The organism is Streptomyces sp. NBC_01546, assembly GCF_045208355.1.
GTDB lineage: Bacteria > Actinomycetota > Actinomycetes > Streptomycetales > Streptomycetaceae > Streptomyces.
Window position 1 is genome coordinate 7996323 of sequence record NZ_CP109379.1, and the last position, 19855, is coordinate 8016177.

Genomic DNA, 19855 nt, shown 5'->3' on the forward strand with positions numbered 1-19855 from the left:
CCACGGTTCGTTGGATGTATGGATGGTCGGCTGGCTGCTGTGTGACCGCAAGAGGGCCCGTCTGGATCGTGGGCGGGGACGGCGAAGGGCCCCACCCGGCGCGTACTTACGGGTGGAGCCCTTCACTGTGAGACGTGACTGCCTGGTCAGGCTACTCCTGCGCGGTGCGGCGGCGCCGCATCCACCACGTCAGGGTGACGCCGGCCGCTGCGAGGGCAGCGGCGACACCGGCGATCAGGCCCACCGGTGTGTTGGAGCCGGTGTCGGCGAGGTCGCCGTCGGGGTCCTCCGGTGTGGGCGGCGTGTTGTCTCCGCCGCCGGGGTTGGTGGGGTCCGGGGCCGGGGTCGTCGGGGGGCTGGTCGGCTTGCCGGTGCCCGACGGGGTAGGTGTCGGGGTGGGGTCGTCGCCGGGATCTTCGCCGCCCGGGTCCTCGCCGCTGCCCTCTGTGGCCGGGCCCGCGCCGAGGTACAGGGTGTCGAGGTCCCGGTAGGAGGCGTCATCGGACTTGCCGGAGTTGACGGTGGTGTTGTCCAGGTCCCGGTTCTGGGTGTCGAACTGGGCCTTGGGGATGTTCTGCTTGGGCTGCTTGGAGAAGTCGACGCCGCCGACGCCCTGCTTATACAGCTTGCCACCGTACTCCAGCTCGAACCACTCGATGCCTTCCTTGATGGACTGCATGTACTCGTCCCAGACCTTTTCACGGGTCCAGTCCTCATGCGGAGCACGGATCGGCCAGGCCGAGACGTCGTTGGAGTTGATGATGTCGTGGAAGTCCGTCGGGGACTTGGCGTCCTGCTGACGGATGTACTCGGCTGCGACGCGGGCGTTGTAGACGGCGCGCAGCTCGGCGTACTTGGGGTCCTTGTTCACCCGCTCCTGGATGACCGGGACGATGTTGGCGTTGACCGACAGTTCGATGGCCTTCTTCTCGGCGTCCGAGAGGTCGGTGCATTCGGTGGAGCCGGGGACCGTGTAGTCGACGTCCAGCCACTGGGCGGAGACGTCCATTGGCGATTCGAGGATGTAGATCCCGCCGTCCTGCTCGCGGACCTTGGCCTCGTCGGGCTCGATCCAAAAGCGGGTACCGGGGAAGCAGGGGATGCCGTTGCGGCGCGGCGCTGTGTCCCAGTACAGCTTGCCCCCGGGATGCTTGTTGGGGTTCAGGGCCTCGGAGAAGTCGTGCTTCATGACCAGGTCGGCGTCGAGGAGGACGCGGCCGGCGTCGGTCTTGCCGAACTTGGCATCCATGACCTTGCCCGGCTGGTCCGGGTTCAGGTTGACCCAGAACTTTTCGGGGGTCAGGGCGAGCCAGGTGAACAGGGCGTCGGAGGAGAGCTGCATCCGGGCTTCGCCGCCGAAGCCGGGGTTGTTGTCCGGGTCGGGCATCTGGTCGGCGCGCATGGAGTAGCTCATGCCCTTGCCCTTTTCGAGGCCGCCGACGTACCGGAGTTCCATGGTGGTGAAGTCGACGCCGCCCGGGCCGCCCCTGGGGAGGGTGCCCCTCGGGTCGAGGCGGTTGGCGTCCCGCTGGTAGCGCTTCGCCTCTTCCAGGGTCTTCCCGGAGGACAGGGCCCGGTCGTTGGCGGGGCCGCGGGTGCCGCACGTGTTGGCGCCAGCCGCCGCGAGCTGCGTTGTGCCGGTCTGGCAGGCGGGCGCGAACCACCGCTGATGGTCCGAATACCCCTTGATCGGGGTGGTCTTGGGCACCGGGTTGTACATGCGCTGGTTTCCGCGCACCTGCCCGGTCTGCCCGTTCCGCATGTTGCGGACGTCGCGCTCCAGGTCGTCGATGTGCTTGACCTGACCCTTGGTGAAGGGCTTCGCGCCGGTGAAGCGGAACTTGTGGTCGGGCATCGACTTGGCGACGACCCGGTCGTTCGCAAGCTGCTTCGCCGTCAGCTTCGAGTTCGACTTGAACTCGTTGAACTCCTTGCTCTTCTGGTTGTAGGCGTCGTACCGGCGCTCGCCGACCTTGTCGCCGTTCTTGTCGAACAGCTCGACGGTGACCTCACACAGCCAGTCCGGGCCGATCAGCTTGTAGTCCTTGACGAGCTGCCGTTCGAAGCCCGAGCCCTTGTGGTTGTTGATCTGGTTGCGTATGTACCGCTTGTCGAACCAGTGCTTGAAACCCAGGTTCTCCTTGTTCGCGAAGTACCGGGCGTAAATCTCCATCGCCCGGTCCGCGGGCTTTCCCGACGCGTTGGCGATCTTCTTCCATGCGTCGACGTTCTTGTCCAGGTCCCCGGGGACCTTCGACAGGGCCTCGGTCTTCTGGGCGGCTGTCGGTGTCTGAAGGCCGTCGTACGCCTGTCCCGGAAGGTCGAAGTCGAAGTTCCTGGGGAGGGCAGTGTCCTTGTACAGGTTCCCGGCCGGATTGTCGGGGAACCCGGAGTCCGGCGGTGTCGTCGGGGCGGTCGGGAGGCCGTTGCGGGTGTCGCAGCGCTTCCCGGATCCCGCCTTCATCTTCGCCGAGACCGGCGGCAGCTTCGGTGGTGCGGCCTCGACGGCCTGGAGCCCGGTTGTGACGATCGCGGCCGTCAGGCCGACAGCGGCCGTGAACCTGGCCGCGAACCGCCACTTGGACGGTAAGCGAATGTGTTTGTTCAAGAGCTCGTCTTTCCCTCTCCGGTGGGGCCTTGAGGGGGGTGGGCGGCGCGTGGGCCCCCGTGACGTGTACACGCCGCCCGACCACCATAGCCCCCACCCGTCACAAGTAAAGACGAGTTAATGCGTGTCGACGAAGCATCAATACACGTGCGCAGACCGCCAGTTCACACGTCCCGACCCCCGGCCCCAGTTGGCATCCGCCGACTTGCGCCTAGACGAAGTACAAGCTCTCCATGTCCCTGACCGCGTCTTCGGAGTGCCGCACACGGAACGCCGTCGTCTCCATCTCCTCCCACCCCCACGGATCCGAATGCCCGAGCGCCAAGCCCCCCAGGCCCGCCCAGTAGACCTCGTTCGCGGGCACGTCCAGGTCGACGCCGGCGTTGTCCACCATCCACCCCCTGAGATCCAGGGACGCGATCACCGCACGCGGATCGCCCGAGATGACGAACGGCTCATCATCCGGCCATCCCGATGCGTGGAACATCGCTCCGTCCGGCAACCACACGATGTTCTCGGTGTGCTCCATCCCCCCGTGGTAGGAGACCCGTCCCACGATCCGCGCATCCGGGAACCGCTCCCGCAACTCCTTCGCCGCCGACCGGAGCGGCTCGTCGTTGCCGTCGGTCGCGAACGCGGGAGTCACGATGCTCAACATGCCGCCCCACGCGGCAGCGTGCACGATGTCCAGATCAGACCGTGCTGCCGATGGGAGCGGGGTCTGTGCGGAGCGTGGCCCGAGGTCCTCCAGGACGGCCTCGATGCCCTCGAACGACTCGACGAACGCGCGTGCGCGCTCAGGGTCGTTGGGGGGCAGGTTGCGGGCGTCGACGTTGAATGGCGCCTCGAACACTGTCAGGTGACACAGACTCATCGAGCCGCGCACGATCCGGTCCGGCGCAGAGGTCCAGTAGGTGTTCTCGTTCATGCGGGCCACCGTAACGGCCGGCGATGACAGAAGCGCCGCCGCCCAGCCCCTCGGCAGATGTGCGCCCCGTGCACGGATGCCCTGCAGGCAACCACGGTCGTCCAGTGGCAGCCGGCCGGGATGGCGCGGACGCCGCTGCCTGACCGGCAGCAACGGCTCGATCCACCCCCACAGGTCATCCGGCACTATCCACGGAGGACCGTTCCCCTTCCCCATGACTCGTTCAACGAGCCAGCCAGGAAGGGTATATGGCTACGACCAGGCTTTCTATCAGGTGCTCTAACTCCCGCAGCTGACGGCCTGGTGAATAGGGTGCGGTCGGCTGAGCTGGGGTGATAGATAAGCGATGTGACAGAGAGTCTTGAGTTCCGCCCTGCTGCAACTGATCGACGAGCGGTCGGCCGCGTTCCGGAGTGCGGTTGCCGCCGCGCCCAGCCCTGAGGCGCCGGTGCCGTCCTGCCCCGAGTGGACGTTGTTCGATCTGGTGCAGCACCTGGGTACGGGCCAGCGCTGGTGGGCCGCAATCGTCGCCGCGGGCCCGGCCGAGGCTCCGCCGGGCAAGGATGCCGCGGAGGCGCCGCGCGAGCTCGAGGCGCTGCTGGCCTGGTACGCCGAGTCGAACGAGCTGCTGCTGAGTGCGCTGCGCGAGGCTGGCCCGGAGCGCGAGTGCTGGGCGTGGTGGGGCGCCGGCGTGTCGCCGACGAATGCCTGGGGCGTTGCCCGGCGCCGGGTGCACGAGGTGCTGGTGCACACCTACGACGCCCAGCTCGCCGCAGGCGCCGTGCAGCCGATGCCGACGGACGTCGCGATCGACGGCGTGGCCGAGTTTCTCGACACCTGCAACTCCACCCCGGCGGCCTGGCCGCACGAGGCCGCGACCATCCACTACCACGCCACCGAGGGCCGCTCCTGGCTTCTCGCGTTGGACGGCACCGGCGCCTGGCCCGCACCCCTCACGGACGACGCCGCGCCCGCCTCCGCTTCGGCCACGGGCACGGCCGAGCAGCTGCTCCTCTTCGTCTGGGGCCGCCTCACGCTGAGCGACCTGAAGACCGAGGGCGACCAGCAGGTGTTCGAGCAGCTGATCGCCTGGGAGCCCGAGGAGTAGCCAGTCAATACCGCCAGCGGACGGCCTTGATGACGTCCGCCTCGGTGAACATCGCTGCCTGTGAGCTGTGCCGAGGCCGCACGGCGCGGGGTCTCCGCCATCTTGGTGGAGACCCCGCGCTGTCGCGTGTGCGAGACGGACTGCTGGACGGATCTGGTGCTTCCCGAACCGCACGAGGAGTGGTGAACCCGCGGCGGCGTGGGCGATACCCCCGGTGCGGTTTCGCCGGAGCGGGCGAGCATCAGCCCGGCCAGGCGTCCGGGGTTGTGCCGGTGAGGAGGTCGAGGGCCATTCCGATGACTCCGCGCCCCTCCGGGGAAAGCCCCAGCCTCACGTACCGCTCGGCTGGATCATCTTCCGGCCCGCGGTGCTTCCGCCGTCCACGGTGATCGACGCACCCGTCATGTAGGGGAAGTCGTCGGACGCGAGCCCGAGCACCGCGCGCGCGATCTCCTCGGCTTCGGCCATCCGTTCGAGACCGTCGACGTTGAGCGGTCCCCACGCCTGCTTGTACTTCACCCAGTCCGCGTCCGGGATTCCCGGCGGGCGGACGAAGGGGGTATCGGTGGTGCCGGGCAGCAGGGCGTTGAGCCTGATTCCCTTGGGTCCGTACGCGAGGGCTGCGGACTTCACCATGCCCTGCACCGCCCGCTTGCTTGCGGTGTACGCGGCGCCGTTCGGCCGCGCCTGTTCGGCCGCTGATGACGAGGTGCAGATGATGACGCCGCGCTGCGCCTTGAGCATGTGCGGAATCTCGTACTTGATCGCGAGGAACACTCCCCGGGCGTTGGTGGCCTGGACGTCATCCCACTCCTCGACGCTCATCTCATGGGGTAGTTTGCCGCCGCCGATGCCGGCGTTGTTGAAGGCGACGTCGATGCCGCCGTAACGGCTCGCGACTCGGTCGACGAAGCCGCGAACCTGGGCGTCCACGCGGACATCGGCCTCGATGTACGTGGCTTCGCCGCCCGCGTCCCGGATCTCGCGTTCCACCTGGCGCCCCAACTCGGCTCGTCTGCCACAGAATCCGACGTGGGCGCCCTCAAGGGCGAACGCCTTCGCTGCCGCCCTGCCTATGCCGGATGTGCCACCCGTGATGAGCACGGACTTTCCCTGGAAGCGGCCGGCCTTGGTGCGGGACCTCGGCTGGGCGCCGGTCGCGTGGGCGGTGGTGCCGAAGGCCGCGCTCCCCAGCCCCAGAGCGGCCGCACCACCGAGGAGGGACCGCCGCCCCATGGCGGTGGATTCTGCGTCTGCGTTGGCACTCGTGCCCGTATGCGCATTGGTATCCATGACGATCACTCTTGCCGCCCGACCCGGGTTCCCGACTCCCTCCACGGGCCGGACATCGCGGCCGGTGGGAGGAGGTGGCCTCCTCCCATGGCAGGACCCGGGCGCACGGGCGTCCGCCTATCGTGGGCGTGTGAACAGAGCTTGGATTGAGCCTGCGTTCGACAGAAGATTCGCCGGCATGCGGATCCTTGCGCTTGCCGGCGTAATGGTCGGCTATTTCCTGCTGCTGCAGCGGCCCTCCGGGGCACGAGACTGGAGCCTCGCCGCAGCCGGGCTCGTGCTGTGCCTGGCCGCGGGGAAATGGGTGTTCGGTGCGCTCCTGGCGCAGTCGGTCCTGCTCGTTGCCGCACACACGCTGGGCGCGAGCATCGTTCCTTCGTTGAAGGTGCTGGCCGCCGTTACTCTCTTCGAGCTGGCGGTACAGCAGTCCGGACGCTGCCTCGCCGCCGGGACGACGGGACTGGCACTTGCCGTCGCCGTGAACCGCTTCGAAGACCTGCCCGGCGAACTCCTGCCGGTGCTCTACAAGATGGGTATCGTCGCAGGCCTGCCGCTGCTCCTGGGCGCGTACGTACGCGTGACCCGCGACGCTGCGGTGCATGCCCGTCGACACGCGGAACAGCAGGAACTTCGTGCCGAACAACAGCTGCTGGCCGCCCGCGCGGCGGAGCGCACCACCATCGCACGCGAGTTGCACGACCTCGTGGCCCACCACGTCTCCTCCATGGTGTTGCGCGTCGGTGTTGCCCGGCACGTCACCGCAGCCACCAGCACCACTGATCCGCGGATCACCGACGTTCTCGACGACCTGCACGCCAGTGCCGGTGCGGCACTGACCGATCTGCGGCGCCTGGTCGCCGTACTGCGAGCCCCGGACCGGACCGGTCCCGGCACCGGCTCCCTGGTCGAGCCCGGAGCTCTGCCGGCGGCTTTGGAGTCGGTGGTGGAACACAGCCGCCAGACCGGCCTGACCGTAACCGCTTCCGTGGATCCCCGCGTCGCGCGGCTGGACGCGGTACGTGGCCTCGCGGTCCTCCGCCTGGCCCAAGAGGGCCTGGCCAACGCGGCCAAGCACGGCGGGCCCGGCGCACACGCCGAGCTGGCCGTGCGGGTGGCCGATGATGCCGTTCACGTGACGATCCACGACGACGGCGCCGGAAGGGCCCGGCCACCGGCCTCCGGCCCTTCCGGACACGGCTTGATCGGCATGCGTGAACGCGTGGACCTGCTCGGCGGCCGACTGGATGCGGGCCCCGCCGCTCAGGGCTGGCGGCTCACGGCCGAACTTCCCGCCTTCGCATCCGACATGGAGCCCCAGCTGTGATCCGCATCCTCGTCGTCGACGACCAGCAGCTCGTCCGAATGGGACTGCGCATGCTCTTCGAGCAGGCGCAGGACATCGAGATCCTGGGCGAGGCGGACAACGGCGCGGAGGCGGTACGACTGGCGGAACACCTGACTCCCGACGTCGTCCTCATGGACTTGAGAATGCCCGGCATGGACGGCATCACGGCCACCCGCCGCATCTTGACCGCACGCCCTGCCACCCGGGTCGTCGCCCTCACCACGTTTGACGACGACGACCATCTGTATCCGGTGCTCGCGGCCGGAGCCTGCGGTTTCCTCGTCAAGGACACCCCACCGGCCGAACTCCTGGAGGCAGTACGCCGGGCCGCCAACGGAGAGGCCCCCTTCAGCCGGGACGTCCTTGACCGCCTCGTCGCCCAGGCTCTCCACACCCGTTCCTCCTCGGACACTCCTACGGACTTCCCGGCGCCGGCCATCACCCCGCGCGAGCGAGAGGTGCTTGGACTGCTCGGCGTAGGCCTGTCCAACAAGGAGATCGCCGACCGGCTGCATCTCGGGGTCACCACGGTGAAGACGCACGTGGCCAGCCTGATGGCGAAGACGGGCCGGGACAACCGCATCCGTCTCGCTGTTCTCGCCGTCCTCACCGGCATCACGCCGAACTGATGTCGCTGAGGGGGAGGGCGGTTGCGGTATCAGTGGCTCGGTGAGCTGGGGTGTTGCAGGTAGCGCCTCGGTGTAAAGGACCGAGGCGCTTTTTCGTGTTCTGGGATGTGTTTGTGCTGGTCAGCGTGCTGATCGACGGGGGTGGGGGCGTTGTTGGGTTTCGGCGTGGTGGTCGAGGCGGATCGCGTCCAACACTGCTTTGGTGATGCGTTCGGTGCCGTTGTGGATGGCGGTGTTGGCGGCTTGCCGGATGAGCCTGGTGAGGCTGCCGATGCGGCCGACGGTGCGCTGGTGGAGGTACGTGGCGTGGCGGGGGAGTGTGCCGGGGCGGTGGTGTTGGAGGGTGCGATCACGGCTCGTCCCGTATGGGCCGGAAACCCGCCGCGAGATCCGGCATCCTCCCTGCACCTCACCCATGGGGATGAACTCGCCGAGCCTCGGCCCTTCCTGAGGTGAACGAGCGCCAGCGCCTGCCCGACGTCCCCGATCCCGTGGGCGGCAGCGCAACACATCCGGAGTTCGACCGGCGTGCGTCGTGGCTTGGCTCCACGCTCACGACAAGATCGGCGTCCCCGCCACCCTGCCCGCGGCCACGCTGGCCGTGGCCGGCACTGCGGCCGTGCGCGCACGATCGGTCTCGATGCCCAGTGGCTGGTCTTGGCGGACGACGTGGCGGGGGAGGACCGGGTGTCGGGCCGGTCCACCGAGGAGGACGCCGACGCGCTGGCCGGGCTGGTGACGGGGGAGTTGGGGCATCGATCCACCGGCTGACCGCGCCCGACACGGTGCCGCCGGCTGTGTTCGGCCAGGCGCGGGTGATTGACCGGTTCCAGTAGGGGTCGGGCGGCCTGCGGGCGACGCTGGCGTGGCCCCCCGCCTGCGCGGCACCGCCGCCGCGGGCACGTCCGGGGCGGTCCGGTACGCGGTCGCGTACACGGCCCCGGGAAGGAGTGCTGGGGCGGCGCGAGCACCCTGCCCCTTCATGCCTGACCGGTGCCCGCTTCGGTTGCCTTGACGGCTACGCCGGAGCCCTGTGTCAGCGCGCCGGCGCGGGCGGCGGCGAGCGTGATCCGCACGGCCTGGTCGGCGGTGCCCTCCTCGACCGGATCAGGACTGACCAGCAGCCGGAAGTAGATCGGAGCGACCAGCGTTTTGATCAGCTCGACCGGATCGGTGTCGGCCGGGAGTTCGCCCCGTTCGATGGCGCGGGCGATCACCGGCTCGGCCCGCTGGAACCGGTCGGCGAAGACCCGCCGCCGTGCCTCGGCGATCTCCGGCAGCCGACCGGCGTCGGAGTACATCGCGGTCTGCACCGCCCTGCCCACCGGGCCCGACATGCTCTGCACAAGCGCTTGGGCGAGCGCTTGTAGGTCGGTCTCGACGGCGCCGGTGTCCGGAATGGGGATGTCAGTGGCGAAGTGCTCGGCCAGCGCGTCGACGACCAGGCTCGCGCGGTCCTTCCAGCGCCGGTAGAGCGTTGTCTTGTGCACCCCGGCTCGCTGAGCCACGCCTTCGACGGTCAGCTCGGCGTATCCCCGGTCCACCAACTCGGCGAGGGTGGCGGCGCGCACCGCCGCCTGAGCCTTGCGGCCGCGCCCGACCGGGCGGGCGGGGCCGGAGGAACCCAACTCCATTGCAACTCCTAGTTGCGTTAGCAGGTACTCACGTGTCAGGCTCCAGCGTATCGCAACTAGAAGTTGCATTAAGCGGGCTCCTGTCCAGCTGCGCGCCGGATGCCCTCGAGCTAGGAGAAGGAAGGCCATGCCCAGCTCTTCCCGTACGTGGACCCTCGACTCCATCCCCGACCAATCCGGCCGCCTGGTGGTGGTGACCGGAGCCAACAGCGGCATCGGCCAGGTCACGGCAGAGACACTCGCTCGCCGGGGAGCCCATGTCGTGCTGGCCTGCCGCAGTCCCCAGCGGGGGCAGGCCGCCCTGGACCGGCTGCTCGCCCGGGCACCCGGCGCCGATGCCGAGGTGCGCCTCCTGGACCTAGCCGATCTTGCCTCCATACGTGCCTTCGCCGACGGCTGGGACCATGACCGGCTCGATCTGCTGGTCAACAACGCCGGCGTGGCGATGGTGCCGTTTGCCCGGACCGCCGATGGCTTCGAGTCGCAGTTCGGGATCAACCACCTGGGCACCTTCGCCCTGACCGGGCTGATGCTGCCTCATCTGCTCGCCTCGCCCGATCCGCGGGTGGTCACCGTCAGCAGCGAAGGCCAGCGGTTCGCCCGCTTCGACCTGAACAACCTCAACGCCGAACGCCGCTATGGCGCCATGTTCGCCTACCTGCAGTCCAAGCGCGCCAACCTCTACTTCGCCACTGAACTGCAACGTCGCGCCGACGCCGCCGGCCTGAGGCTGCGCAGCACGGCCGTCGCCCCCGGCCTCACCCGCACCAACGTTCTCACCGGCGGCGCCAACGGCAACCGCGGTCGAGTCTATGGAGCGTTGACCCGGCTGCTGCTCCGCATTGCCTTCCGCCCCACCCCCGAAGGTGCCAAGACCTCCCTGCACGCCGCGACCGTCCCGAACCTGCCGGGCGGAGCGTATGTCGTGCCCGGCGGGCCGCTGCAGCTACGCGGCGAACCAACCCTGCGCAACCGCGAGCGCGCCATCCGTGACACCACCACCGCCCGCCGGCTGTGGGAGCTGTCCGAGAAGCTCACCGGCGTTGCCTTCCGCCTGTCCGACGATGCTGCATGCCCCACTCAAGAGTCCTGCTAGCCAGCTCGCTGTTCACCTCGGAGACATTCGTAAGGCGAGACCTTTGTGACCGTCGTCGGCAACCTGGTCGACGACCCCGAACTCAGGTTCACCCGGGGAGGCGTCGCAGTCGCCGCGTTCCGCATCCCATCCACCCCGCGCACGTTCGACCGGCAGACCAATGAATGGAACGACGGTGAAAGCCTGTTGCTGACCTGCCCGGTTTGGCGCCATGCCGCTGAGAACATCGCCGCCACCCTCGCCAGCGAAAACCCGCGTCATCGTTTACCGCTGGACAGGAGCCCCGCCCCGTGACCCGCACGCCCGACATCGTCACCCTCGCTTCCCTCGACACTCACCGCCTGATCGTCACCCTTCCGAACCAGGGCCCCGCCGCCGTCCGCTCGAACCTTCCGCGCGCCACCGCCGCCGCCATGCTGCGCCGCCTCGCCGACGAGCTCAACGCCGAGCAGCCCCTCGCCGTCCTGCCCGGGGACGTGTTCGCCAGCCTCACCCAGCAGCTCACCCGCCGCCACCGCCCCGCCGAGGCCGCCCGGCACGCAGCCGACGCCCTCGCCCACCACACCCGCGAGCTCGCCAACATGCTCGCCGCCGCCCTTGACCGAGGCATCCCCGCCGAAGCCCCGTCGGTCGGCCGGTACCTGGTCTCGATTCTGCGCAGCCACGCCGTCAATCTCGACAGCCCGCCCCGGACCGCCCGTGACGATGTGCTCGACCTCACCGCCGCCCGCCACGCCCGCCGGACGCAGAGATGAGCAGCGACACCACCCTCGCCATGGCCGTCGGCGCCGCGCCCCCTGGTCCTGATTTTTTCCGGTGCCCCAGTCGCCGCAGCCGACTCCGCAGCTGCCCGGTATCACCCGTTGGTGGAGCTGCTCGCGCTCGCGTGTGCGCCCGCGCAATGACTCGGTCCCATCCCTCCGGGCGGTTTGCCCATGGGTTTGTAGGAGTCGCCGCAACCCCACCCTAGGCTACTTGCGGTAATCACTCGGCTACTCCAAGTAGAAGGGGATTGAGGTGCGTTGTAATTCTGTGGGCCGGCTGGTGGTCGTTGCCTCGGCAGCCCTGATGCTGGTCGGACTGGTCAGCGTCGGCGCGGCCCAGGCATCCAGTGGGCCCATCACGTACTCGATTGAGTTCTCCAATCCCCGGGAGAGCGATGACAACGACCTGCCCGAACCGTATGGCGAGGTCGTCGTGAGGGCGCCGTGGGGCCAGCAGACTGCCCTGTGGGAGCACCCGGATCGGGACATCAACACGCCGACCCTGCCCCGCTACCCGCTGTTCGGCGGAGCCGAGCACAGGTTCGTCCCCCACCTGGTCACCGAGGTATGTGCCTTCGTGGGGGAGGACGACACCGGCATTAACGATGACGACATCCTCGCCGACGGCTGCGTGCCCTACACGGGCCCCGGCGAGTACACCATCAGCGATGAAGGCGGGTCTGTGACGGTCACCGTGTACGACTTCGGCTGATCCCCACAGCGCACCGACGCCCCTGTTGTCCCGGGAGGGTTGACCGGGACAACAGGTCGGCTGAAGTGCACCGCACAACAACGCGTTTCGTGGCTGGTGAGAGGCGGCTGAGGAGGCTGGAACGCGGATGCGCGGAGTCGTGACACGACGCTGTGAACGTTCGCATTATTCCCCAGGGGTGAGTGCACGCAATTCGCCCGTGCCGGCCCGGGAGTACCCGCCGCCCGGCCACGGATGTCCGAAAGCTGCCCAGGGTGCGATGGAACGAAGGGAACGCCGTCGCCGACCCCGTCTTCGAGAAAAGGACGAGGAGCGGCGAACGCTGCGGCTGGAGCGTCTGCTGACGGCTGACGGCTGACGGCTCACGGCGCCCAGGCAGTTGGCAGTGCCTTCTCGTGGCTCCGGTTCGCTGACTGCGGATGGAGCCACTCCGTGTTTACGGCCGCAAAACTGCCACCCACGACGCTACTGGCCCGCGCCCCAGGAGGCCGTTCGTCATCCGGCGTTGATGCGCCCTCCAGCTGGCGCGGCAACCGCGGGTGCGCGTATCCGGAATGGTCTACACGTCTGGCAAGAGCACCTTCCGCGCGGCCCTGTCCGGCATCGCCGTCGAGTCCAGGCCACCGATGGCAGCGACCTCGACCGCGAAGAAGTGGACGCCCGCGTCATCCGCTGACTCCTCGCCACTGCATCCAACGCGCTGGTGTTCGCAACCGCGCGAGGAGTGGTGAGTCCACTCCTGTTCAGGCCCGGATTTCGTTGAGGAGCATGCGCAGGGTGAGGCTGTGCTTTTCGGGTGCAGGGCGTCCATCGAGGCGGTGGCGAGGGCTGCACCCCCACCGGGTCCCCGGACCGGGATAGCATCAACCTCCTGTGTGAATTGAGCGAAAATGATTCGAACATTCAAATATCGGCTCAGGAGTCCGCTCGGCGGACTGGCGGCAGACCTCTCGGCCCGAATCGTGCCGCCGGGCCAGGCATCTGCTCCTTTCATGCAGATCTACCGAGGAGTACGCCTGCTGCTTCCGGGTTCGGGCATGTACTGGGAAGACCTGGCCTGGCTCTCCTTCGCCGTCGCACTCCGTGCCGAGGAGCTGTGCACCAGGTATCCGAAGGGCATCCACCTCGAGATCGTCTCTCTCGACTTCCCGTTGACCGACTACCGCCCGGAGGTTGCCGCCCTCTCCATGGACGGGTGGCTGCGAGAGGAGTTCGACCTGCCCGACGCCGGGATCGCTTGCGCATACTCGGGTGGCGCGGACCCCTATGCCTTCTCGTGGGGTGGGGCGGAGCCGCCGCTGCGGAGCCCGCGGCTCTAAGACGTCGGCACGACCGACGACGGCCGCATGCGCCGCCTCGCAGCTGCGCGCAGATCGCCGCGCGGACCGGTGGTGCCGGCCTTCGAGCGGGACTGGGCCAAGGCCCCGGAGGATGCCCGCGACTCCTTCAGCCTCACCCCTTTGCACGAGGTGGTGCGTACCTGGCGGTTGCGTGTCGCCGCGGCCCCGGCTGTCGACGCCTTCATGGACCCCCGCCGCGACGAGTCTGGCCTCGTGGACCTGGACGACGTCCTCGGTCGCCGCCGGTGACCGGTCAGCCGTGGGCGGTGCGTCTTTCCCCGCAGGGCCGCGAAGACGCTCGCCGAGCTTCCCGACCCGGCCAGGGAGATGGTCCGCGACGTCCTCGACATCGCGGTGCGCTCCCCGCGGGGCTGGCCCCAGTGGAACGCCGGCGATCCGGAGGGCGAGGGCGTCCGCGCTGCGTCCGTCGGACAGCTGTCCGTCGTCTACACGGTCAACCGCCTCACCCGGCACCTGTCCGTCCTGGACATCGTCTGGCTCGGGTAGCAACGCCTTGCTCTCGGCCGCATTAAGGGGTCAGCCGATGCGAACGGTGATCTCGGGGAGGGGTATGTCGGAAAGGTTCAGCTGGAGCCCGGTCAGGGTCAGGTAGGTCTGCGAGTCGGTCAAGGCGGAGGTGGTGGACGGCGTCTGGGTCTTCCCGCGTGTGCTCACCAGCAGGTACCAGCCCCCGCGCTTGTAGCTGCGGGAGGCGTCGGGGCGGTCGCCGTTCGGGTTCAGCGTCCAGCCCTGGCGCTCCAGGTCGGCGCAGATCGCGTTCACCTCCGACTGTGCGGCGGTCTTCTCGCGGACTGCCATCCAGCCCGTCCTGTTCGAGTTGGCGTCGGCCGCGACGGTCGGGCGGCCCTGCGCCGGGTCGAGGCCCGCCGCGCTGACCGCGGTCCGGATCACCTCGTCCACGGCGTCCCGTGTGAGGGGCGGTGACGTGGACTCCGGTGTGGGCGCCGCCGTGGATGGGGACGGCGTGGGCGCGGCCGCGCCCAGGCGGACGCGCCCGTCGTCGGCTATCTGGATGTGGTCCGGCAGGACCACGGCGGCCAGACTCACGATCAAGGTCGCGGCCAGCCCGATCCACACCCTCTTCAACAGCGCGTTCAACGCGAAACTCCCCCCGAGTGATCATTCAGAGGGAGTCTCACACATACTGCTCGGCGCCCGGCAGCCCTTAAGAGAGCATCTGATCTACGTTGTGGGTGGTTTGGGCTGGTCGAGTGACCGCGTCCCATGGGAGGACCTGCCGCACGACTTCCCGCCCTGCAAAACGGTCTACGACTCTACGCGAACTGGGAAACCGTCACGGGACTACGCAGCAGGTCCATGGCCTGTTGCGGGACAGAACCCGCCGGGCACAGGAACGGGTTGCCACGCCGACGGCGGCCGTTGTGGACGCACAGGTGAAAACCTCGGGCAACGTGCCCGAATCCAGCCAGGGCATCGACGCCGCCAAGAAGATCAAAGGCCGCAAGCATCACCTGGTTACCGACACCCTCGGCCTCGTTCTTGCCGTGATCGTCACGGCCGCCTCAGCGCACGATTCCGCCGGCGGCAAAGAACTCCTCGAACACCTCGCCGCGTCCCATCCCGGCGTGACGAAGGTCTGGGCCGACGGGGGCTACCAGGCCTCTGTCATCAACCACGGAGCCGGCCTCGGCGTCGACGTCGAAGTCGTCAAGCGAGCCTCCGCCGCCGGGTTCGAACCCATCCCGAAGCGTTGGGTGATCGAGAGGACGTTCGGCTGGCTGACGGGCCAATCGGTCAACACGGCCTGAACCTTGATCAGATGCCCACTTATAGGTGACGTTCACGAGAGCAGGAGTCAGCTGCCGCAGGCCGGGCGTATCCGTCACTGCCCGGTCCGGTTGGTGACGGGCTGTTGAGAGGCGGTCGGTGGTGCGAATAGTGCCTGGACGGTCTCGGTGGCCAGGTCTCGCAGCCAGGTGTGGGCGCGATCGTCGTCGTAGCGCTGGTGCCACAGCAGGTACAGGGGGACGTCGGGCAGCGGCAGGGGCGGCGGCAGCGTGGCCAGGCCGAGTTGTTCCCGAGCCGTACGGGTGACCGCGTCGGGGAGGGTGACGACCAGGTCGGTGTCGAGGGCGAGTTGCAGTGCGAAGGCGGCGGTGGGCCCGGCGGCGGCGACGCGTCGTTCGAGTCCGCGTGTGGTCAGGGCGTCGTCGATCGGGTCGCGCAGGCTTCCGCGTCGCGAGACGGTGAGGTGTTCGGCGGCTGCGTAGCGCTCGAGGCTCAGCGGGCCTTCGGCGAGCGGGTGGCCCGGTCGGACGGCGACGACCAGCCGGTCCCTGCCGACGAGGCGGTGGCGGATGTCGGGGAGCGTCGGAGTGCTGGAGCTGGATTCGAGGTCGACCTCACCCCGGCGCAGTTCGGCGTCGTCCGTCCCGGGTTCGGCGGACAGGCGCAGCCGGACTCCGGGGGCCTGGCGGTGGACGGCGGTGATCAGGGCGGTGCCGGAGGCTGCGGTCAGGGCGTCGTGCCAGCGCACGGTGAACACCCGGTCCAGAGCCGCCAGGTCGAGTTCCTGCTGCGCGGACAGAAGTTGGTGGGCCTGCTGCACGAGGGCGTGGACTTGGGCGCGCATGGCCAGCGCGCGTGTGGTGGGGACCATGCTGCGGCCGGTGCGGACCAGGATCTGGTCACCGGTGGCCTTGCGGATGCGGCCCAGGGAGCGGCTCATCGCCGGTGCGGTGACGTGGAGGCGGGCTGCCGCGCCGGCGACGCTCCCCTCTTCCAGCAGGGCGTCCAGGGCCGTGAGCAGGTTCAAATCCAGTTGCATGGCAGTAACTCTACAAGTGACAAGCATGCACTTGTTGTTAATGACCAAGCGGCCTACCTTCGAAGTGCGGGGGCGAGACAACCACCCCGCTTAGACCGATCCCAAGGAGCCCACCATGAGCACAGCCATGCCTTTCGACGCCGACGCGACGCTCCTGTCCGACGTGACCGCTGTGGTGAAGGCCGCCGGCGTCACGCTGCGCGACCGCTACACCTCGCACGCCCGGGGCGTGAGTCTGGACGAGGTCGTCGGCGAGATCCACGCCAACGACGACGCGGTGCTGGACGTGCTGCGGGAACCGCTGCTGCGGGCCCGGCAAGGGTCGCAGTGGGCCGAGGACGAGCTGGCCGGCGGCGCGCTCCCGCCCGGGGAGTGGTGGGTCGTCGACCCCGCCGAGGGCAACATCAACCACGTCCACGGCATGGAGGACTGGGCCGTCACCGCCACCCTGGTCAGCGACAACCTGCCGGTACTCACCGTCGTCCACCTGCCGCTGACCGGCGACACCTACACCGCGGTCGCCGGCGGCGGTGCCCGCCTCAACGGCCGGCCCCTGAAGGTGTCCGCCAAGACCGACCTGGGCGCCGCCCTCATCGGCACCGGTCAGGCCAAGCCCGGCGAGGACGAGCGCACCTTCCGGCGGATCGGTGACTCCGTCACCGCCATGCTCATCAACGGCCTGGTCGTGCGCGTGTCCGTTCCCGCCACGATGCAGCTCATCCATGTCGCCGCCGGACGCATGGACGCGTTCTGGCAGTTCTCCGACGTCCGCTCCGGCCTGGTAGCCGGTGCCCTGCTGGTCTCCGAAGCCGGAGGCACCGTCACCGACCTGGCGGGAGAACCCTGGAACACCGGCAGCCGCGACTTCCTGGCCGCCGCCCCCGGCATCCACGCCGCCGCCCTCAAGGTCCTCTCGCCGACCGCCTGACCGGAAGTCTCCGCTCTTCCCCACCCCGATACCGCAAGGAGCATCACCGCATGACCAACATCGGCATCCTGGGCGCCGGCCGCGTCGGCACCAACCTCGCCGGCAAGCTCTCCGCAGCCGGACACCACGTCACCCTCGGCAGCCGGAACCCCGAAGGCACCACCGCCCGTGCCGCCGGACCCGCCCCGCGGATCACCTTCGCCGACCTGCGCACCACCGCCCGCGTCACGGACATCGTGATCAACGCGACCCCCGGCGACAGCTCCCTGGACCGCCTCACCGACCTGCGCACCGAACTCGCCGGCAAGATCCTCGTCGACGTCTCCAACGCCACCCGCGACGACGATGACGGCCTGCCCGGCGACCTGTGCTATCCCGGCAGCAGCCTCGCCGAGAAGCTCCAGGCCGCGCTCCCCGACAGCCATGTGGTCAAGACCCTCAACACCATGCTGTTCATGGTCATGACCGCCCCCGAAACCCTGGCCATTGCACCGACCGCCTATCTCTCGGGCGACGACGAGAACGCGAAGAGGACCGTCACCGGCCTGCTCGGCGACCTGGGCTGGCAGCCCGAACGGATCGAGGACCTGGGCGACATCACCACAGCCCGCGCCACCGAGGCCATGATCCTGGTCGTGCCCCACATCCTGCGCCGACACGGCTTCAAGCCCTTCGCCGTCACCCTCGCCCGCTGACCCACCAAGACCCCGTTCAGACCAGAACCAGTTAGCGGTGGTGGTCGTTCTCCGGCTACACCGGATCCAGCTTCACCAGCCACACGAAGACGGCCGGCGTCGTCTGGGCACCCCGCGACCAAGTGATGATGGGGCGGTGTCTCTTCGGAAGGACGAGGGCCCAGGGGGAACGCCGCTGACGGAACAGGTGCTGGCCTGGCTCGTCACGTCGCAGGGGCGGGCGACGGCCATCACGGTCGATGCCCAGGGGCATGTCGAGGATGCTGATGGCGCCGACGCCTTCATCCCGCCGGGCGAGGACCGGTGGCCTGATCGCAGCCGGTCAGGCCACGTCGTCCTCTCGCTCGATGGCCTTGAGGCGGTTCTTCAACCGGTAGCTGGGGCCGCTGACGGAGATCACTTCGCAGTGGTGGAGGAGTCGGTAGGGGCCGGTGGTCAGTGACCACTGGCCGGAGTCGTCTTGCGTCAGCTGCCGGGGAGCTTCTCCTGCAGCCAGTCGAAGACGACATCGCAGTGCTGCTGCGGGGCCATCGGGGAGCAGTGCAGCTGCGCGCCGGTGGCCGTGGTGAGCTTCACGTAGTCCTTGGGGGCCGTCAGTTTGTCGAACATCTGGCGCGGCTGGCCCGGATAGAACTGCTCGTAGTCGTAGTCGAGGACCAGCGTGGGCGCCTTGATGCCGCCGACGACGTTCGTGATGTCCAGCGACTCGATGAGTTTGGCCGGGGTCCAGAAGTCGGTGAACATCTTGCCCTTGCGGGCGTCGAGCATCGCCGGCACGGAGAAGGGCTCGATGCGCTTCTTCAGCGCCGCGGCCGCGTCCGGGGGCAGCTCGGGGACGACCTCCTTGTTCCAGATGGCGTTCGTCTCCTCCTTGTCCGGGGTGACGATCTTCCGGAGCTCCGGAGGAAAGCCGAGCCACGGTGACAAGCAGCCGGGCATCGCCACCAGGGCGGCGATCCTCTTCTCGAAGGCCGCGGCCCGGGGCGCCAGGTTCCCGCCCATGCTCAGCCCGGTCAGGGCGATCTTGTCCGTGTCCACGTCCGGGCGAGCGACCAGCCAGTCGACGAGCGGCGTCACGACGGTCTCCCAGCGCGGTGTGAAGACCACCTGGTCGACGAAGAGCAGCTGCCCCTGGCCGGGCCCGTCGTACACCAGGGCGTTCCAGCCGCGCGTCAGAGCGGCCGAGACGCCGTAGGTCCACATGTCGACGTCCTGCCCGTCGCTGCCGTTCGTCAGGATCACGGTGGGGCGCCGCTCGCCCGAGGTGTCCGGCCGGAAGAACCACACCGGCAGCGGGGTCTTCCCGTACGGGACCTTCGCCGTCACCGGCGCCGGGTCGTACAGCCCGCAGAACGTGTCCCAGGCCCCGCGCCCGGCCTTGTACAGCTGCTCCTCGCTGCCCGGGTCGTCGGAGCCGAGGACGAAGAACAGCGCCTGGCCGTAGTACTGCGCGGCCCGCAAGGCGCGGAAGCGCGTGGTCTGCTGGTCGGGCTTGCTGCCCTGGGACGGCTTCACGAGCTGGTCGCCGAGTTTCCTGAACGTCTCGGTGTACGTCTGGGCCGAGAGGCCGGCCTTGTTGATCGTGTTCACGGCGGTGAGGACCTCGCCCACCTCGGCGGCGCCGAATCCGGAGCCGCCGAGGGCCAGGAGCCCGTTGAAGTTGAAGGCCGGGTCCTTGAAGAGGGTCATCACCCCGGGCGTGGGTCCGCCCGCGGCAGCGGAGGCCGAGTCCGAGGGGGCGGGTGCGGGCGCGTTCGCGGGCGAGGCGCCCGACGGCGTGCACCCGGCGGCCAGCACGGCCCCGGCCCCGCCGACGAGCCCGGCGAGGGTGGTGCGGCGGGTGGGGCCGGCGGCGCGATCACTCGGTACGTACGTCATGGCAGCCGAACGTAGGAGCCGCACGTCGGGCCTGCCCGCGCGACACCCGTCGTTCCCCCGAACGGCGCTTCACGCGGTGCCTGGATGC

The 19855-nt window shown here is 69.0% G+C and carries 18 protein-coding genes and 4 pseudogenes; 13 read left to right on the forward strand and 9 right to left on the reverse strand.

All coding sequences use genetic code 11. The features are described from left to right. Positions 1 to 151: 151 nt before the first annotated feature. On the reverse strand, positions 152 to 2608 hold the full coding sequence (locus tag OHA89_RS36505) for a hypothetical protein (protein ID WP_406368018.1): 2457 nt from the start codon (positions 2606 to 2608) through the stop codon (positions 152 to 154). A 211-nt stretch (positions 2609 to 2819) separates the two neighbouring features. Continuing rightward, positions 2820 to 3536, reverse strand: a complete 717-nt coding sequence (locus OHA89_RS36510) for a DUF6333 family protein (RefSeq protein WP_266612618.1) — start codon at positions 3534 to 3536, stop codon at positions 2820 to 2822. Between the two features lie 348 nt (positions 3537 to 3884). Between OHA89_RS36510 and OHA89_RS36515 the strand changes: the two are divergent. Next, a pseudogene (locus OHA89_RS36515) lies at positions 3885 to 4644 on the forward strand (maleylpyruvate isomerase family mycothiol-dependent enzyme). Between the two features lie 330 nt (positions 4645 to 4974). Here OHA89_RS36515 and OHA89_RS36520 read toward each other — a convergent pair. Further along, positions 4975 to 5937: an SDR family NAD(P)-dependent oxidoreductase gene (locus OHA89_RS36520; RefSeq protein ID WP_257558887.1), complete on the reverse strand. Its 963-nt coding sequence runs from the start codon at positions 5935 to 5937 to the stop codon at positions 4975 to 4977. Between the two features lie 178 nt (positions 5938 to 6115). Here OHA89_RS36520 and OHA89_RS36525 point away from each other — a divergent pair, with 178 nt between their 5' ends. Beyond that, positions 6116 to 7261, forward strand: coding sequence for a sensor histidine kinase (locus OHA89_RS36525; protein ID WP_406368019.1), 1146 nt, complete (start codon positions 6116 to 6118; stop codon positions 7259 to 7261). Beyond that, the gene (locus OHA89_RS36530) at positions 7258 to 7911 is read left to right on the forward strand and encodes a response regulator transcription factor (RefSeq protein ID WP_257558889.1); all 654 of its coding nucleotides are present in this window, start codon (positions 7258 to 7260) and stop codon (positions 7909 to 7911) included. The genes OHA89_RS36525 and OHA89_RS36530 overlap by 4 nt, the downstream gene beginning before the upstream one ends. 120 nt (positions 7912 to 8031) lie before the next feature. Here OHA89_RS36530 and OHA89_RS36535 read toward each other — a convergent pair. Both OHA89_RS36535 and OHA89_RS36540 read right to left on the reverse strand, forming a co-directional pair. Then, positions 8032 to 8253 (reverse strand): annotated as a pseudogene (locus OHA89_RS36535) (ATP/GTP-binding protein); the annotation flags it as partial. A gap of 638 nt (positions 8254 to 8891) precedes the next feature. Next, positions 8892 to 9545 carry a TetR/AcrR family transcriptional regulator gene (locus OHA89_RS36540; RefSeq protein WP_215145158.1) on the reverse strand — a complete coding sequence of 218 codons (654 nt, stop codon included), beginning with the start codon at positions 9543 to 9545 and terminating at the stop codon, positions 8892 to 8894. A 127-nt stretch (positions 9546 to 9672) separates the two neighbouring features. On the opposite strand from OHA89_RS36540, the gene OHA89_RS36545 reads away from it, so the two are divergent. The 7 genes and pseudogenes from OHA89_RS36545 (at position 9673) to OHA89_RS36575 (ending at position 13964) form a co-directional block, all read left to right on the forward strand. After that, entirely contained in the window at positions 9673 to 10641 is a 969-nt protein-coding gene (locus OHA89_RS36545; RefSeq protein ID WP_266612230.1) for an oxidoreductase, read from the forward strand. A gap of 45 nt (positions 10642 to 10686) precedes the next feature. Next, positions 10687 to 10881, forward strand: a pseudogene (locus tag OHA89_RS36550) (single-stranded DNA-binding protein); the annotation flags it as partial. Positions 10882 to 10931: 50 nt separating this feature from the next. Beyond that, entirely contained in the window at positions 10932 to 11396 is a 465-nt protein-coding gene (locus OHA89_RS36555) for a hypothetical protein (protein WP_406368020.1), read from the forward strand. A gap of 277 nt (positions 11397 to 11673) precedes the next feature. Further along, a complete protein-coding gene (locus OHA89_RS36560) occupies positions 11674 to 12117 on the forward strand; it encodes a hypothetical protein (protein WP_266612232.1) in 444 nt (147 codons plus the stop codon). Positions 12118 to 13109: 992 nt separating this feature from the next. After that, entirely contained in the window at positions 13110 to 13436 is a 327-nt protein-coding gene (locus tag OHA89_RS36565; protein ID WP_406368021.1) for a hypothetical protein, read from the forward strand. Positions 13437 to 13463: 27 nt separating this feature from the next. Beyond that, complete coding sequence (locus OHA89_RS36570; RefSeq protein WP_266612235.1) at positions 13464 to 13706, forward strand: DUF6247 family protein; 243 nt, start codon at positions 13464 to 13466, stop codon at positions 13704 to 13706. Between the two features lie 78 nt (positions 13707 to 13784). Further along, on the forward strand, positions 13785 to 13964 hold the full coding sequence (locus tag OHA89_RS36575) for a hypothetical protein (protein ID WP_406368022.1): 180 nt from the start codon (positions 13785 to 13787) through the stop codon (positions 13962 to 13964). Positions 13965 to 13994: 30 nt separating this feature from the next. On the opposite strand, the gene OHA89_RS36580 is transcribed toward OHA89_RS36575, so the two are convergent. After that, complete coding sequence (locus tag OHA89_RS36580) at positions 13995 to 14576, reverse strand: hypothetical protein (protein ID WP_406368023.1); 582 nt, start codon at positions 14574 to 14576, stop codon at positions 13995 to 13997. Positions 14577 to 14860: 284 nt separating this feature from the next. On the opposite strand from OHA89_RS36580, the gene OHA89_RS36585 reads away from it, so the two are divergent. Continuing rightward, a complete protein-coding gene (locus OHA89_RS36585; protein ID WP_266612238.1) occupies positions 14861 to 15247 on the forward strand; it encodes a transposase in 387 nt (128 codons plus the stop codon). A gap of 74 nt (positions 15248 to 15321) precedes the next feature. On the opposite strand, the gene OHA89_RS36590 is transcribed toward OHA89_RS36585, so the two are convergent. After that, complete coding sequence (locus OHA89_RS36590) at positions 15322 to 16266, reverse strand: LysR family transcriptional regulator (protein WP_257558898.1); 945 nt, start codon at positions 16264 to 16266, stop codon at positions 15322 to 15324. Positions 16267 to 16381: 115 nt separating this feature from the next. On the opposite strand from OHA89_RS36590, the gene OHA89_RS36595 reads away from it, so the two are divergent. Beyond that, the gene (locus OHA89_RS36595) at positions 16382 to 17194 is read left to right on the forward strand and encodes an inositol monophosphatase family protein (RefSeq protein WP_266612240.1); all 813 of its coding nucleotides are present in this window, start codon (positions 16382 to 16384) and stop codon (positions 17192 to 17194) included. Continuing rightward, positions 17191 to 17889: an NADPH-dependent F420 reductase gene (locus OHA89_RS36600; protein ID WP_266612619.1), complete on the forward strand. Its 699-nt coding sequence runs from the start codon at positions 17191 to 17193 to the stop codon at positions 17887 to 17889. The genes OHA89_RS36595 and OHA89_RS36600 overlap by 4 nt, the downstream gene beginning before the upstream one ends. A 322-nt stretch (positions 17890 to 18211) precedes the next feature. Here OHA89_RS36600 and OHA89_RS36605 read toward each other — a convergent pair. Both OHA89_RS36605 and OHA89_RS36610 read right to left on the reverse strand, forming a co-directional pair. Beyond that, positions 18212 to 18310, reverse strand: a pseudogene (locus OHA89_RS36605) (ATP-binding protein); the annotation flags it as partial. A 44-nt stretch (positions 18311 to 18354) separates the two neighbouring features. Beyond that, positions 18355 to 19767, reverse strand: coding sequence for an alpha/beta hydrolase family protein (locus OHA89_RS36610; protein WP_406368024.1), 1413 nt, complete (start codon positions 19765 to 19767; stop codon positions 18355 to 18357). Positions 19768 to 19855: the final 88 nt, after the last annotated feature.